The following is a 15,510-nucleotide window of genomic DNA, read 5'->3' as shown; positions in this document are numbered from 1 at the left end:
AGGGGTGAGACGGGAATTCACCGGCCCCCGGCTCTTTCTGCTGGGGGCCTCTCTCCTCATCACCGTCGGCAGCTATGCCGTGCTCCCCTATATGTCCGTACTGCTCCACCAGCGCTGGGGTTTCGGGCTCGGGACCGTCGGAGTGGTGCTCGCCGTGGCCTCGCTGATCCAGTTCGGCGGCGGTCCGGTGGGTGCCGCGGTCGCCCGGCGGATCGGGCTGCGCGCCACCATGCTGACCGCGCTCGCCGTGCGCACCGCCGGATTCGCCTGTTTCGTGCCCGGGGTGGACCGGCCGCTGCTCGCGGTCACCGCGCTCTTCCTGGTCTCGGCCGGCGCGGCGCTCTATCTCCCCGCCAACAAGGCGTATCTGGTGGCCGACTGCCCGGCGGAGCAGCGCGCCCGGCTGCTGGCGGCCAGTGGCTCCGCCTTCAACGCGGGCATCGCGCTGGGGCCGCCGGTGGCCGCGCCCTTCATCCTCGGCTCGCCCGCCGCGCTCTTCACGGCCGTGGCGGCGGTGTTCGCCCTGGCCGGACTCGGACACGCCTTCCTGCCGCCGGTACGGGACACTCCCGCCGAACCCGCGCCCGAGGCGCGGCGGAGAACGGAACCGGGGCCGGGGGAGGCGGCGGCCGGGCTGCCGCCGTTTCCGTACACCCTCCTCGCCGTCTATCTCTTCATGTTCTTCCAGCACTTCCTGGCGCTGTACGCGGTGCCCCGCACCTCCACGGCCTACTACGGCTTCCTGGTCATGGGGTACGCGGTGCTGCTCGTCGCCGCCCAGCCGCTGCTCGCCGACCGGATCGCCCGGCTGCCCTACGGCACCGCCCTGCGGATCGGCTTCGGCGCGATGGCGCTCGGGACGGCCGGGATCGCCCTCGGCGGGCACACGGGCATCGCGCTCGGCGCGGTCCTCCTCTGCGCCGCCGAGGTGGTGCTCTTCTTCCGCAACGACCTGGAGGCGCTGGCGCGTTCCGCCGAGCCCTCCGCGACCGTCTTCGGACGCCAGCGGCTCGCGGCCGGGCTCGGCGCCTTCGCCGCCGCCCTGTTCGGCGGCCCGCTCTACGGGGCCGCCGAACAGGCGGGCAGCGCCGCCTGGTTCTGGATCGCGGTGAGCGTCCAGAGCGCGCTGCTGCCCGTCCTGCTGTGGGGCGCGGTGGTGCGGCGGAACCGGCGGGTCACGACCCCCGTTCCCGCGGAGGTCACCGGCGGCGGACCCTGATCCCGGCGGAGGTCTAGGCCGCCGTGCCGATGAGCGGGCGCTCCTCCCTCCACACGGCCGCCAGGTCCCGGCGGGCGCGGGCCACCCGGGAGCGCACCGTACCCACCGGGCAGCCGAGCGCGTCCGCCGTCTCCGCGTAGGAGAGCCCCAGTAAGCAGGTGAGCTCGAAGGCGAGCCGCCGCCCCGGTTCGAGGGTGCCCAGCGCGTCGGTGAAGGCCACCGACTCCTCGAAGCCGGGGAGATGGCGCGGCTGTGCCCGGTCCGCCGCGAGCAGCCAGTCGGCGGTCTCGGCGACCCTGGGGCGCACCGAGGCCCGCCGGTAGCGGTCCACGACCACCCGGCGGGCGATGGCCAGCAGCCAGGTCCGTGCGGAGGAGCGGCCCGCGAACCGGCTCATTCCGCTGAGGGCGCGGAGATAGGTCTCCTGCGCCAGATCCTCCGCGCCCCGGGTGTCGGCGGTGAGATGGACGACGAATCTGCGCACATCGTCATAGGTGGCGTGGACGAAGCGTTCGGCGGCGCACCGGTCGCCGCCGGCTGCGGCCAGCGCCCACGCCGTGATCTCCGCGTCGTCCCGGTGGTGTCCCGGCCGGGGCCCGGCCGCCGGGGGCGGACGGTCGGAGGGAAAGGGGGAAGAAGGCATGACAGAACGTCCTTCGCGTCCGGGCGGAGCCCGCCCGTCAAGGTGCTGGGGTCGGTGACGAGGTCAGGACGGAAGGAGCGGCGGCCCGCGCCGGGTCAGCGCCCGCAGGATCGCCAGCGGCGCCGGGAGCCGCACCGGAGCCCCGTGACCGTGCGGTACGGGGACGGCGGGCCGGCCGGCGCATGAACCGGCCGCCGCCGCGCGGGCCCGCCGCACCAGCCGTGCCGCGGTGCGCAGCAGCCGCCGCCAGGACGCGTCCGCGGCCGGCGCCATCAGCCGCAGCGCCCGCCCCGCGCGTACCAGCGCTCGCTCGCCGCACCACACCCACCAGCCGCAGACCCCGCCCGCCAGCAGATGCGCCGCGGCCATGGCCCAGGACATCGCGGAGCCGTCGGAGAGGACGTCGAGCGGCCCGGCGCCCCCGGCCGGCCGCGGCGGCGGGGCGGGTTCCGCGTGCATGCCGTGGTGGCCGAAGGAAGGGGTGGTGCGGTGCGAGGCCACCCCGAACAGCACATGGAGCGCCAGCTGTTCGGCCGCGAGGACGGCGGCCACCACCCGGGCGGAACGTTCCCTCCGGGTCAGCCGCCAGGCCACCGCGCAGACCGGCGGCAGCGCGAGCGCGTACCCGGCGACCGACGGCGGGATGCCCGACGAGAGATCGTGGCCGAGTCCGGACACCACGACGCACACAGCGGTGAGCACCGCGGTGTGGGCAAGGCGGAGTGCGGGTCCGGCTCCCATGCGGGCCATGGTGCCAGGGGCCCCTTGCGGGCGGTAAAGGCCGCGCGGTCCGGACAGAACGGACGATCATTCCCCGTATCCGGACACCCGGACAGGGTGACGCGTGTCACATGAAGTCGCCGGGAACTCCGGGGCCGGTCCATCCGACTCAGTCAAGTACACGCCCCGCTCACCCCGGAGGTCATCCACCGGAGAGGTCCGCGCGGGCCCGAGCGAGGAGCGGAGCCCAGCCGATGCAGGCCAACACGGAACCGGAGACCGGCCCGGCGCGAACGGCCCCACCCCGGGTGACCCTCCGCTCCGACCTGCGCGCGAGCGTCACCGACGGTTCGGTCGCGCTCGGCGTCACCGGCGCGCTCTTCGTGCTGATCTATCTGCGCATCGAGGCCAAGACCTCCTCCACCGTCACCGTGATGCCCTTCATGGCCGACACGGAGGCGTTCTGGGTCTACTTCCTCAGCCAGGCGTTCGGCTGGTCCGCACTGCTGTGGGCGTACGGAACGGTCGTCCTCGGCCTGCTCCTCTCCGGCCCGCGCCCGGCCCGGCTGCCGGTCTCCGGCCCCCGGCTGGAACGCCTGCACCGCACCACCAGCATCAACACCATGGTGCTGATCCTTGCCCATGCGCTGTTCTTCGCCGTGGAGCTCTTCCGGCACGACAAGGACGCCTGGTACTCGGCGGCGGCCACCGCCTTCATCGAGTCCTTCGTCCCCGGCGGCTATCAGTCCGGCACCGGCCGGATCGCCATCCCGCTCGGCCAGGCCGCGCTCTATCTCGCCATCCCGCTCGGGCTGCTCTTCTACGCCCGCCACCGGATCGGCGCCAAGACCTGGCGGGTCATGCACCGCTTCGTCATCGTGGTCTATGTCCTCAGCGTCTGGCACACCCTCCTCTACGGCACCAATGTCTGGTACGACGGCTGGTTCCGCACCACGATCTGGCTGCTGCAACTCCCCATCGCCGCCCTGCTGCTGCTCCGGCTGCTCCGACCGGCCCGCCGCTCCGAACGCCTGGGCGCGCCCGGCGCGCACCCCGGCTCCCAGCGCGGCTGGGGCCTGCGGGCGGCCGGCCGGATCGCGGCGGCCGGGGTGCTCGTCGCGCTGCTCGCCGTACTGATCAGCGGACGCGACGGCGGACGCGAGGAGCCCCCGGCGGACACCTCGTCCACGCACAACCACGGCTGAGGCGACGGCCGGTACCACTGTGCGCGGGGCGCCGCTCGGGTGATGATCCCGGTTCGGCTTTCGCTCCGGGGCCGGATACGGCCACCATGGGACCGCACGCCGCGACGCGGAATCGTCACCCCAGGGGGAACCACGTATGGCAGGGCCTGCGGAGGACTTCTGTTCCGACCTCATCGACCTCTCCGGTGTTTCCCTGCGGGAACTCCGATCCAGCCGGGATCCGGAACTGCGGCGGGCGCTGCGCCGGGTGGACGAGAAGGCATGCGCGGCCTTCGGCGCGCTCGACGCCTCCAACAGTGAGGAGATGAGGCAGCTCCGCCGCTCCCGGACGCGGCGGCACGACCGGTGACCCCCGGACCCGACTCGGCGCCCTTACGCCCGCACCGGCTCCCGGCCGCCTCGCTGCGGGCCATCGCCCGGGGCTCCGCCACCGCCGCCGACCTCCGGCTGCTGCGGTCCGCCCAGCGCAGCAGGCTGCTCCTCGTCCTGCGCGCCCTGCTGACCCGCGCGGACCGCCGGTCCGGCGGCACCGCCGCCGCGCCGGACCGGGGGAGCGGGGTCATCTCCTCGGCGGAGAGCGCCTGGCAGCTCCTCGCCACCGTCCAGCAGCACGCGCCGGACGCGGTCGACACGGTGATCGCCGACCCGTCGGTGATGTCCTGGGCCCTGCGGCTGCTGCGCCGGCTGCGCGGTGACACCCCGGCGGCGCACGCCCCGCTCTGGGCCGACCTCGCCCAGTTCCACGCGCTGGCCGCGGCGGCGGCCCTGCACGCCGGCGTCCCGGCGGTCGTCCGCGTCCCGGCCCACCGCGGCATGATCTGGCTCCCCGGCACCGGCCTGGCCGGCCCGGTCTCCACCCGCCGCTGGAGCCGCGCCGAGATCCATGTCCCCGGCCCGGGCTCCGCCCCCACCCTGATCCGCGGCGAATCCGCCGAGCTCCGGCTACGCCTGCCCGGCGACCCCCCGGCCCCTTCGGCGGCCGGCGGGTGTTCAGCCGGTCGGGCGTTTGAGGGCGGCCTCGGCTCGGGGCCGGCCGGGCATGACGGGGCCGGCGGCATTCCAGCCCGTCCGGGGGGTGGTGGTAGTTCAGCCGGTCCGGTGTTTGAGGATGGCCTCGGCTCGGGGCCGGCCGGGCATGACGGGGCCGGCGGCATTCCAGCCCGTCCGGCGGGTGGTGGCAAATCAGCCCGTCCGGCGCTTGAGGACGACCCGCGCCCGGGGTCCGCCGGGCAGGACACGACCGGTGACATTCCAGCCCGTCCGGCGTTTGAGGACGGACGGTGCTGTGGTCCGGGGCACGACACTCCAGCCCGTCCGGCGCTTGAGGACAGCCCGTACCCGGTGCCTGGGCACCCCACCCCAGCCCGTCCGGCGCTTGAGGACGACCCCCGCCCGGGGCCGCGGCACGGCACCCGCGCGCGGCCTCCCACCTGGCACCCCCTCCCCCGCCTCTCCCCCGAGGGCCTCCGGCTCGACCCCCTCACCCCCTACCGCGACTTCGGCGTCCCGCTCCGCGCCCCCACCCCCCTCTCCCCCTCCCGCCTCGCCCAGTGGCGCTCCCGTGTCACCGGCGCCGCCGCGCTGCTGGCGCGGGACGTGCCGGGGGAGGCCACCGCCGTGCGGGAGCTCGTGCGGACCCTCATCCCGCGGCCCTTCCCGGCCGCCCGCGGCCGGCTCGTCGCCAGTGCCTCCTCCTCCGACGCGTTCGGCGCCGTCGCGCTCTCGCTCCCGTACGACGAGGTGCAGACCGCCGCCGTACTCGTCCACGAGACCCGCCACCAGCAGCTGAACGCGCTGCTCGGCCTCGTACCGCTGCTGGAGGAGACCCGCGGCGGGTCCGGTGCGGGCCATCTCGGGTACTCGCCCTGGCGCAGCGACCCGCGGCCCCCGCAGGGTGTCCTCCACGGGGTGTACGCCTTCGCCGGGGTGGCCGGGTTCTGGCGGGCCCACCGGGAGGCGGCCGGGGCCGCCGGATCGCAGCGCGCCGAGTTCGAGTTCGCGGTGCTGCGGGAGCAGGTGCGGGAGGGCATCACCGGCCTGCTCGCCGGGGACGCCCTCAACCCCGCCGGGCGGAGCTTCGTCGGGGAGATCTCCGCACTGGTCGCGGAGTGGGAGGACGACGGTGTGTCGGACGAGCCCGCCCGGCTCGCCGGGCACTACTGCGCCGCCCGCCGCGCCGTCTGGCGGGTGCGGCATCTGGCGATCGGCGCGGCGGACGCCCTGCGGCTCGCCACCGCCTGGCGGCACGGGCACCCGCCCGGCGCCCTGCCGGGGCCGGTGCTGCGGCCCCGGCTCGAAGCGATCCGCACCGACACCTTCGGCCCGCTCGCCTGGCTCCGGCTCTGCGCGCCCGGAAGCTTCGCCCGGCTGTCGGGGAAAACCCGTGCGGAGGGCGCCGAGTGGGCGGTGGTCGCGGGGGACGGCGTACGGGCCCGTCGCCGGTACGCGGCCTGGATCGCGCACGACCCGCACGATCCGGAGGCGTGGATCGGCTCGGTGCTCGCCCTGCCGTCGCGGCGGCGCGACCCGGCGGCCGGGCTGCTGCTCGACCGGCCGGAGCTGGTGGCCGGGGTCCATCAGGCGATCACCGGCGGGGAGGGGGAGGACGGCCCGGACGGCCCCGACCCGCTGGCCCTCGCGGGCTGGCTCGCCCGCGCGGCCCCCTGACCCCGGCCCTGACTCCCGACCCCCGCCCCCTCCGCCCCGGCTACACGGATGTGAGATCGATGTCCGCGTTGGCCCGGAACCCCTGCTCCGCGTCCCGTGTCGCCGGGTGGTCCGGGCCCAGCAGCTCCCGGTGGAGCGCCACCGCCTTCAGATAGGCGATCCGGCACTCCTCCGTCCGGTTCAGCGCCTTGAGATCCAGGCTCAGATTGAGATGGACGCCGAGATTCGCCGGATGGCGCAGCCGCAGCTGTTCCAGCCGCCGTGCGACGGCCGCGTCGATGGCATGCGCCTGCTCGTGGTCGCCCAGCGCGAAGAGATCACTGGCCAGATTCATCCGGGCCAGCAGGGTGCGCGGATGTTCCGCGCCCAGCGTGCGGGTCAGCCCGTCCACCGCCTCCAGATCCATGACCCGGGCCCGGTCCGGCTCGCCGAGCAGCCGCAGGATCACCGCGAGGTTCATGGCGATGGCATGGCTGTGCGGATGCTCCCGGCCGTACTTCGCGTGGTGCAGGCCGAGCACCTGTGCGCACAGATCGTGCGCCTCCCGGTACCGGCCGAGCCGCCGCAGCGTACTCGCATGCGCCAGCGCCATCTGCATGAAGCTGCGGCCCTGCTCGCCGAAGCGCTTGCGGACCAGCCGCATCCCGTACGAGGAGAGCTCGTGGGCGCCGTTGTGGTCGCCCTTCTTCCGCCGGGTGACACAGAGATTGCGCATCACCTGGATGGTGAACCAGTGGTCCTCGCCGAACTGTTCCCGCATCCCGACGACCAGCTCCTCGTACCCCTCCAGCGCCTCCTCGTACCGGCCGACCTCCTGGAGGTCGAGCAGATAGGCGTTGTACGTGGTCAGGGTGTACAGATGGTCGCTGCCGAGGACCTCGATCCGCCGCTGCCAGGTGTCCAGGTCCAGCGCGCGGGCGGCCTCCGCGTCACCCGTCAGCCGCAGACTCACCGCGTAGTTGTGCGCCGAGAGCAGGGTGGCCGGGTCGTCCGGGCCGAATTCGCGGGTGGTGGTCTCGTAGACCCGCAGATCCATCTCCCGGGCCTGGTAGAAATCGCCCCGGTGGCGGTGGTGGTTGGCCATGAAGCTGTGCGCCTGGAGGGTATCCTCGTGGCCGTCGCCGAGGACCGCGCGGAAGCGTTCCAGCAGCGCGGACTGGAGATTGTAGGAGCGGGCCAGATCGCTGCCCTGCTCGCGCAGGGTCTCGGCGATCTGCTGGTCGATGGCGAGGACTTCCTCGTGCTCCGGGCCGAGATGCCGGCGCCAGATCTCGGCGGCCTGCTCGCCCAGCGCGAGGGCCGCGTTGTAGTCGCCCCGGCTGCGCAGGAACCACACCTCGTTCAGGACCAGCCGTCGCGTCCAGCCCTCCTCGCACTCGACCGCGTTGGAGGCGCGCAGATGGGGCAGGAGCGCCGAGTAGCGGGGCCAGTGGGCGGCCCGCTGCGGATTGCGCGGGTCGGCGTTGGAGAGCAGCTGATGGGCGGCGTGCCGCATCTGTTCGCGCTGCTCGGGCTCCATCTGCTCGACGAGCACCCGCTGGACCAGCCGGTGCAGTTGGATGGTGTTCTGCCGGTGGTCGATCCGGGCCAGGGCGTACCGCCCGATCTCGCGCACCGCCCGGCTGAGCTTGATCGGGTCGTCCAGGGTGGACTGGAGCGCGGGCGGCACCGAGACGCCGCGCACCGCCGAGAACAGCTCCCAGGAGATCGGTTCGGGGGCGAAGAAGGCGCAGACCTGGAGGAGATGGAGGGCGTCGGGACGGTCCTCCCGGAGCCGTTCCAGGGAGACGTTCCAGGCCGCCGCGACCGGCATCTCGTAGTCGGCCGGGGCGTCGGACGCGAGGAGTTCGTCCCTCTTGCGCTCGAAGAGTTCGAGATACTGCCGGACCGGCATCCCCGTCTCCGCCAGCCAGACCGCCGCCTGTTCGACCGCGAGCGGAAGGTCCCCGAGCGCCGCCGCCAGCATGTCCGTGGCGGATTCGGTCAGCTGGGGGCTGCGGCGGCGCAGCAGCGCGACGCTCTCCCCGCGGGTGAAGACATTGACCTCCAGCGAATTGGCGGTGGCGGACCACTCGGAGTTCCGGGAGGTGACCAGCACCCGGCCGGGCCCGCCGCCGGGGAAGTACCGGGAGACCTCCTCGGGGTTCTCGGCGTTGTCGAAGACCAGCAGCCAGTCCGCGTACGGCTCGCCCCGGCGCAGGGCGCGGAGCACCGCGGGCACGGCGCTGACCTGCGATCCCGCCTGGAGGCCCATCTGTTCGCCCAGCTCGATGAGGGACTGGACGATCTGGTTCTCCTGCTCGGAGGGGATCCACCAGATCAGCCGGTACTCACGGCTGTGCCGGTAGACGTACTCGATGGCGATCTGGGACTTCCCGACCCCGCCCATGCCGTGCAGGGCCTCCGGCAGCACGGCGGTCGTGCCGCCGGAGAGACGTTCACCGAGCAGGTCGAGGAGTCTCTCCCGGCCGGTGAAGTTCCGGTTGCGCTGCGGGAGGTTCCCGAGGATGCGGGGCGGGTGGCCGGGGCCCGAGGCGCCCGGCAGGCCGGATGACACGGTGTCTCCTTCTCGCTCGGGGAGTGCGGGAGTGCCCGTGGGGGAAGTCCGGGCGGCGGCGGGGCCGCTTCCGTACGGGGGCGGTGTGCCGGGGAGCGGGTGCGGTGGTGGTGGTGCGGACGGGGGCCGGTGCGGGCCGGCACCCGTACCGGACTCCGGGCCGGCGGCGGGTCCCGGTCCCGTCCCCGGTCCGTGACCCGGGTCCCCTCCCGGTCCCGTCCCCGGGCCGCGACCCGGGTCCTCTCCCGGTCCCGTCCCCGGTCCGCCGTCATGGCCCTCGTCCGTGCCCTCGCCCGGCCGGGCCTGCCGCAGCAACTGCCCCAACTGGTCGGCCCGGCCGAGGAAGGGACCGGAGAGCGCGCAGAGCGCGGTGTGGAGATGGGAGACGAAGGGCCGGGTCTGATCGGTGAGCGGCGGCTCGGCGGCCTCGTCGTCCGGGGAGACCAGCGCGGCGCCGCCCGCACCCCAGACCGCCTCCAGCCGGGGGCCCAGATGGTGCTGCACCTCGCGCAGCGAGCCCAGAGTCTCCGCCCGGCTGCCGAGTGCCAGCAACTCCTCGCGCACGCCCTCGGGGAAGTCGAAGGTCACCCGGTGGGCGTCCTCGATGTCCGCCGGGGCGCCGGTCCGGCGCACCAGACCGCGGAGCACGATCTCCGCGAGATTCCAGAACCCCGCCTCGGGCATCCGCTGCTGGAGCAGCCGCATGACGGGCAGATTGAGCGGGACCGCCGCCAGCCGCCGGGCCAGTACATAGCTGGCGGGCGAGGCCGCGGCCCGGAACCGGCGCACCGTCGCGGCGGCCCGCGCCGCCCGGGTCGCCCCCGGTCCCTCGGGCACGGGCGATTCCTCCGGTACGGACAGCTCGGCACCGGTCTCGGCGAGCTCCGCGCGCTGATCGCCCTCGGGGCCGGTGAGCAGGGTCGCCAGGCTGTGCCACTCGGCCCGGTTGGCCGCGCGCACCAGCCGCGCCCACCGCCGCAGCGGATCGGGCCGCAGCTCCACCACGGGTACGGGGATGGCCCGGCCGGCCCCGTACCGCGCGGCGGGCGGCTCCGGCCAGGGCCCCGGGCCGTCCGCCGGGAGATCGGCGCCGGCCGTCTCATAGGCCCGGTTCGGCGCGCCCGGCGCCGTGGCGCGCAGCCGGGTGCGCACCACCGTCGGCAGGGTCAGATCCCACAAGTGCTGCGGCAGCAGGCTGAGTACGGCGGTGGGGGAGGAGGCCGCCAGCCGGTGCAGCGCGCTCGCCGCGCGGCCGTCGCGCCAGGCGGCATGGCCGCCGTCCGTCACCACCAGCAGGAGCTGGCGCTCCCCGGCCTGCGCCGCGACCGCCGGGCCGCCCCGGGCCACCGCGCCGTCCAGATCCCACCGGACCAGCCGCACGGTGCGGAAGGCGGCGGTCTGCTCCATCAGTTCGCGCAGCTGCTGGGCGGTCTGGCGCCAGAGCGCCATCGGCGGACCGGCGTCCACCAGCAGGATCAGATCGAGCAGCCGCTCCGGAACCGACCGGCAGACCGGGGTCCACAGCCGGTCGACGGCGGCGCGCTCGGCGGTCGACTCCTCGTCCAGCTCCTGTTCGTGCGGCGAGGCGCGGGAGAGCCGCAGGGGCCGCAGCGCCCGGCCGAGCGCGAGGGAGTGCGCCAGCCGGGGCGCCGCCGTCCAGTCGCCGGACTCCGCGGGGTGCCGCGCGCCGTGCGGACCGCCGGTGAGCCCGGCGGCGGCGGCCCCGGTGCCGCCCCGGGCGCCGGGGGCCGCGCCGCCCGGCGGTTCCGCCTCGGGTGTCCCGGAGCCGCCGCCGGGCGGGGGGTGCTCCGGCGGATCCCGGTGCTGTCCGGAGTCCGCCGGCGGGGGCTCCCCGCCCGGGGCGGGACGCGGCGGTTCGGCGGCGTCCCGGCAGGCGGCGAGGTAGAGCGCGTCGGCCAGTTCGGACCAGCTCGGGGTCTGTGCCGGGCGCTCGGAGGCGCGGTCCGAGGGAGCGGCGGGGATCCCGGACGGGCCCGCTGGCGGCCACCCGGGCGGTGTCCCCGATGGCATTCCGGCAGGCTCTCCGGACGGTTTCCCGGATGGTTTCCCGGGCGGCCGTCCGGACCGCCGCCCGTACGGTTCCCCGGACCGCTCCCCGGACGGGAGCGGCCCTCCCGCCGGCTCCTCCGGCGGTTTTCCGGACGGTGGCGGAGTCATCCCGGACCCGCTTCCTCCTCGGCACCGTCCAGCCGGTGCCACAACGCCTCCACCAGCTCCTGAAGCGCCTCCTGCCGGTCGCCGACGGTGCCGTCCCCGCCGGGGCCGTACTCCTCCGGACCCTCGGTGAGCCGTCCGGAGGTCGCCAGGAAAACCGAGTTGAGCAACTGGTCCACGGCCAGCCCGCCGCGCTCGCGGCTGCGCTGGAGGAACCGGGTGATCAGATCCTCGGTCCCGGGGCCGCTCACCGCGGACCGGGTCAGATGCGCGGCGACCATGTCCACGAGCTGGGAGCGGTCCGGATCCGGCATCCGCAGCCGCAGACACCGGCGGAGGAAGGCGGGCGGGAACTCCCGCTCACCATTGGAGGTGATCACCACGATGGGGAAGGCCCGGCAGTGGACGACCCCGCCGACCACATCCGCGCTGCCGTGCGGATCGTCGGTCATCACGGTCACCCGGGGCTCCCGGCGGCGCACCCGCACGAGCTCCGGCACGGCGAACTGCCCCTCCTCGAAGACGCTCAGCAGGTCGTTCGCCAAGTCCTGGTCGCTCTTGTCGAGTTCGTCGATCAGGAGGATCCGGGGCGCCTCGTGGGCGAGCAGTGCCGTACCGAGCGGCCCGAGCTGGACATAGTCCCCGATCCCGGGCAGCGGGTCCCCGGCGCCCGGCGCGGTGTATCCGGCCGGCGGGCCGGAACCGCCGTTCACCGTGCGCCCGTTCGGCGTGAGTCCGGCGGACTGCGGCGGCCCGGCCTCCGGCTCCCGGGCACGCAGGGCGGCGGAGTCCTGGACGCGGCCGATGGCGTCGTACTCGTACAGCCCGGCCCGCAGGGTCGTACGGCTGGTGATGTGCCAGCGCAGCACCCGACCCAGCCGGAGCTCCCGGCTGATCCGGTAGGCGAGGGCGGATTTCCCGGTGCCGGGGCGGCCGGTCACCAGCAGCGGGCGGCGGAGATGGAGCGCGGCGTTGACCATGTCCGCCTCGCGGCGCGCCTGCCGGGAGGTGGTGGTCAGCTGGGCGAACCGGCCCAGCCTGCGCTCGATCTCCTCGTCGTCCGACGGCGGTGGCGGAAGGACCGGGGTGCCCTGGAAGCGGCGCCACGGAGGCGGTGGCGGCAGCAGCTCGCCCAGGCTCGCGCCGGTCAGCGGCCGGCCGGTCCCCTGGTAGATCCACCAGCTCGGCCGGGCGTCCTCCGCTTCCGCCTCCGCTCCTGCCTCCGGTTGTGGTCCGGGCGGGCCGCCGGCGACGCCTTTGACGAGCCCGGCGGCGGACTCGGGGAAGGGAGCGGCGAACGGCTCCGCACCCCCGTCGCCGGGCGAACGCCCCTCCCGTGCAAGGCCGTCGTCAGGATGCATCGTGTCCCGTCCTCCCCCTCTGGTCCTCCTGGGCGGAACGCTCCGCTTCCACCTCCCGGCGCCCGGGAAAGCGGTACGGATCGTCCCAGAGGAGGGCGATATGGTGACCGAGTGTGGGCATGAGCTCACCCGTAGGATCGCGGTCCCGCGCGCCGATGCGCAACAGCTTGACCTCGGCGGGGAGCCGTCCCACTCCGTGCCGGCTCATGAGCTCCGCGAGGGCGAGCCGGAACTTCGGGTCGCTGTGCCCGCCGCGCCGGTCCCAGACCACGATGGGCACCCCGGCGCGCAGGGATTCGCCCAGCTCGTCCAGGCCGGTCTCGGCGGTGTTCCGGCGGCGCGGCGGCCCGCTGAGGACGACCACGGCGGGCGGCGGATCCGAGAGCAGCCGGGAGCGGGCGTCGTCGGGAAACCAGTGCACCGGGCCCGCGCTGCCGTCGCGCAGCGCGTCCCAGCGCCTGCCCCAGCGGCCGTGGGTGTCGGTGCGCTCCATCCGTTCCAGACTGCGCAGCAGTACGGGATGGTCCTCGCCGAGGGTGAGATCGGCCCCCTCGAAGCCCTTCTTCGCCCAGCGCTCCACCGGCAGTTGGAGCAGTTCGCGCGGGAGCAGGAATTCCAGGGTGAGATCGCTCTTGTAGAAGTACGCCCACCCGGTCTCGGCCTCCTCCACCAGGGCCTGGACCCGGTCGGGCACATCGTCCAGCGCGATCCGCAGATCCCCGCCGCGCACCGGGTACGGCTCCGGCCCGCCCCGGCGCCACCAGTAGGTGAGCAGCCGTTCGCCGTCGTGGGCGGGGTCCGGCAGCGGCCGGAGCCGGATCAGCAGCAGGGCGTCCGGCTGCCAGACGTGCTCCGGCGGGCGCGCCGCCCCGCCGGGGACACCGGCGGCGGGCGGGGAGTGACCGGGGCCGGGCGGCCGCGGATCCGGTGCGGCCGGGCCGGCGAGCGCGTGGGCCGCCGGGGCGGTGGGAGCGGGAGCGGCGTGGGTGAACGCGTCGACCGGTAGCCCGAATCCGGTTCCGCCCGCGGTTCCGTACCCGGTTCCGGTTCCGTACCCGGTGCCGTGCGCGGTTCCGTTTCCGGTGCCGTTTTCGCAGGTGTACGGAGGGGGCTCGGCGGTCCGGTACGGATAGGAGGAGGGGCGCACACTGTGCTCCACGACCCAGGCCATCAGCTTCTGCCGGTGCCCCTCGGCGGCGTACCGGGCGAAGTGCGCGACCAGGCCGACACAGGGAAGTATCTGCCCCGGCCGGGCGTTGAGCGTGGCGGCATGCAGCACCGCCAGCCATGGCTGCGTGCAGTGCGGCGGCGGCGGATCGGCGTGGGAGCTCAGGAAATCCTGGTACACCCGGAAGGTCTCCGGCACGGTGAGCCCGCTGAGCAGCTGCATCAGCCTGCTCCACTCCGCCTCCCCGAAGAGCGGCACCTCGGCCGCGGCGATGGCGGTGCGCAGCCGGGCGATGTGGAGGTTGTCCCCCTCCATCTGGCCCACCGCGTAGCCGAGGATCCGCAGGCCCTCCGGATAGGGGCAGACCGCGGTCAGCAGCGCCGAGAGATAGGGCCGGGGGCGGCTGTTCTCCGGCAGCCCGAGCGCGCACCCCAGCATGTGCTCCACCATCCGCACGCACTGCCGGATCGTCCCGGTGTCCTCCAGCACCGGCACGCTGACCAGGGCGTCCAGGACGATGGGCGGCGGATACCAGCCGTGCCCGGTCACCACCCACCTCCGGACGCATCGCCGGGCCAGAGCCGGTCGAGCAGTTCGAGCGCGGCCCGCGCGGGCTCGGACTCGTCACCGGCCAGCCGCACGGCGGCGATCAGCGCGTTCCGGCCCTCGCGGTGGTCGGCACAGGTGTTGATGGCGTAGAAGAGCTGGATCCGCGCCCGGGAATGGCGCTGGATGTTGTGCCGGATGGCGGGCGGCAGGAGCCGGAGCAGTACGGCGGCGTGGTCGTCCGCGAGCTGCGGGATCCGCAGCAGGGCGTCGGCGATCTCGAACCGGTCGCCGTCGGAGGGGAGAAGAGGGGTGAGAGTGCGGGGGCCCGCGCCCGCCGCGCTCCCCGGCCGCTGCCGGGGCCGGCCGTCCGGGGCCATCGCCGGGCCGGTGGCGGCGGCCGGTAACGGCGGGCCCGCCTCCGCGCCCAGGGCCGGCCAGAGCCGGACGGCGGCCTCCATCGGGAGCATCCAGGCGGTGCCGGCCGGGGGCGGTGCGCCGGTGTGCGGTGCGCCCGGCCCCGGTTCGGCGGGCCGTGTACCGCCGGTCCGTGTTCCGCCGGGCCGGCCTCCGCCCGGCTGTGGTTCACCCGGCCCCCGTTCACCCGGCCCCGGTCCGCCCGGCCCCCGTTCACCCGGCCCCTGTTCGCCGCGGACGGCGGTGATCAGTCCGATGACGCGGTCCGTCGCCGCATCCCATACCCCGGCACCGCTGAATCCGTGCCCGATCCGCGCCCCGGCCGGTCCCGTGTCCGCCAGCCGGACCCACTCGCGGTGCGGTCCGCCGTGTTCGCCCAGCCGGGCCGGCGCCCACAACCCGTGCGGCGCGGCGGCGGGATACCCGTACACCGCCACCTCCCGCCCGCCCGGTTCACCGCACGAGCCGAGCCGCGCGGGTGCGGCGGCGAGGGGCGCGTCGGGGACGAGTACCGCCAGATCCACACACACCCCGCCCGCCAGCGGCCCCGGGAACCAGCCTCCGGCGGGAACTCTCGCGCCGACGGCCGGCCCCTCGGCGCTCAGCAGCACCGGCGGACTCCCGTCCGGCGCCGGGCCGCCCGCCTCCAGCGCGGACCTCACCACATGGGCACAGGTGACGACGAGCGCCGGCGCCACCACAACCCCCGCACCGTGCACCGTTCCGCGCGACGACAGCACACGCACACATCCAGCACCCGATGCGGGTGGTAACTCCCCCATGGCCACTGCACGCTCCCTTCCCCCGCTCACTCCCCCGTGCGCAACCGGCG

At 75.0% G+C, this 15,510-nt stretch carries 10 protein-coding genes; 4 read left to right on the top strand and 6 right to left on the bottom strand.

Annotated features, from left to right (window positions below):
• Positions 1-4 precede the first annotated feature (4 nt).
• Positions 5-1,219, top strand: coding sequence for an MFS transporter (locus tag AAFN69_RS01635; protein WP_347726393.1), 1,215 nt, complete (start codon positions 5-7; stop codon positions 1,217-1,219).
• 13 nt (positions 1,220-1,232) lie between these two features.
• Here the strand turns inward: AAFN69_RS01635 and AAFN69_RS01630 are convergent, their stop codons facing one another.
• Together AAFN69_RS01630 and AAFN69_RS01625 are read right to left on the bottom strand one after the other, a co-directional pair.
• Positions 1,233-1,862, bottom strand: coding sequence for a sigma-70 family RNA polymerase sigma factor (locus AAFN69_RS01630; protein WP_347726392.1), 630 nt, complete (start codon positions 1,860-1,862; stop codon positions 1,233-1,235).
• Between the two features lie 63 nt (positions 1,863-1,925).
• Positions 1,926-2,603 carry a hypothetical protein gene (locus AAFN69_RS01625; RefSeq protein WP_347726391.1) on the bottom strand — a complete coding sequence of 226 codons (678 nt, stop codon included), beginning with the start codon at positions 2,601-2,603 and terminating at the stop codon, positions 1,926-1,928.
• Between the two features lie 233 nt (positions 2,604-2,836).
• Here AAFN69_RS01625 and AAFN69_RS01620 point away from each other — a divergent pair, with 233 nt between their 5' ends.
• From AAFN69_RS01620 to AAFN69_RS01610, 3 genes are all read left to right on the top strand, one after another.
• A complete protein-coding gene (locus AAFN69_RS01620) occupies positions 2,837-3,787 on the top strand; it encodes a ferric reductase-like transmembrane domain-containing protein (RefSeq protein WP_347726390.1) in 951 nt (316 codons plus the stop codon).
• Positions 3,788-3,923: 136 nt separating this feature from the next.
• Positions 3,924-4,136 (top strand): hypothetical protein, encoded by a 213-nt coding sequence (locus AAFN69_RS01615; RefSeq protein ID WP_347726389.1) that lies wholly within the window; start codon positions 3,924-3,926, stop codon positions 4,134-4,136.
• Complete coding sequence (locus AAFN69_RS01610) at positions 4,133-6,454, top strand: HEXXH motif-containing putative peptide modification protein (RefSeq protein ID WP_347726388.1); 2,322 nt, start codon at positions 4,133-4,135, stop codon at positions 6,452-6,454. Before AAFN69_RS01615 ends, AAFN69_RS01610 begins: the two co-directional genes overlap by 4 nt.
• 40 nt (positions 6,455-6,494) lie before the next feature.
• Here the strand turns inward: AAFN69_RS01610 and fxsT are convergent, their stop codons facing one another.
• The 4 genes from fxsT to AAFN69_RS01590 form a co-directional block, all read right to left on the bottom strand.
• Positions 6,495-11,042, bottom strand: coding sequence for an FxSxx-COOH system tetratricopeptide repeat protein (gene fxsT, locus AAFN69_RS01605; RefSeq protein WP_347726387.1), 4,548 nt, complete (start codon positions 11,040-11,042; stop codon positions 6,495-6,497).
• A 143-nt stretch (positions 11,043-11,185) separates the two neighbouring features.
• The gene (locus AAFN69_RS01600; RefSeq protein ID WP_347726386.1) at positions 11,186-12,547 is read right to left on the bottom strand and encodes a MoxR family ATPase; all 1,362 of its coding nucleotides are present in this window, start codon (positions 12,545-12,547) and stop codon (positions 11,186-11,188) included.
• Entirely contained in the window at positions 12,537-14,264 is a 1,728-nt protein-coding gene (locus AAFN69_RS01595) for a hypothetical protein (protein WP_347726385.1), read from the bottom strand. Before AAFN69_RS01595 ends, AAFN69_RS01600 begins: the two co-directional genes overlap by 11 nt.
• Positions 14,261-15,379 carry a trypsin-like peptidase domain-containing protein gene (locus AAFN69_RS01590; protein WP_347726384.1) on the bottom strand — a complete coding sequence of 373 codons (1,119 nt, stop codon included), beginning with the start codon at positions 15,377-15,379 and terminating at the stop codon, positions 14,261-14,263. Before AAFN69_RS01590 ends, AAFN69_RS01595 begins: the two co-directional genes overlap by 4 nt.
• Between the last annotated feature and the right edge of the window lie 131 nt (positions 15,380-15,510).

The sequence above is a fragment of the Streptomyces sp. CAU 1734 genome (assembly GCF_039888735.1).
Taxonomy (GTDB): domain Bacteria; phylum Actinomycetota; class Actinomycetes; order Streptomycetales; family Streptomycetaceae; genus Streptomyces.
The sequence above is the reverse complement of the archived record's forward strand: the minus strand, read 5'-3'. Positions and strand labels throughout refer to the sequence as shown.

Coding starts and splice junctions, on each gene's coding strand:
- AAFN69_RS01630 (WP_347726392.1), bottom strand. CDS start 1,862: ATGCCTTCTTCCCCCTTTCCCTCCGACCGTCCGCCCCCGGCGGCCGGG.
- AAFN69_RS01625 (WP_347726391.1), bottom strand. CDS start 2,603: ATGGGAGCCGGACCCGCACTCCGCCTTGCCCACACCGCGGTGCTCACC.
- AAFN69_RS01620 (WP_347726390.1), top strand. CDS start 2,837: ATGCAGGCCAACACGGAACCGGAGACCGGCCCGGCGCGAACGGCCCCA.
- AAFN69_RS01615 (WP_347726389.1), top strand. CDS start 3,924: ATGGCAGGGCCTGCGGAGGACTTCTGTTCCGACCTCATCGACCTCTCC.
- fxsT (WP_347726387.1), bottom strand. CDS start 11,042: ATGCCATCGGGGACACCGCCCGGGTGGCCGCCAGCGGGCCCGTCCGGG.
- AAFN69_RS01600 (WP_347726386.1), bottom strand. CDS start 12,547: ATGCATCCTGACGACGGCCTTGCACGGGAGGGGCGTTCGCCCGGCGAC.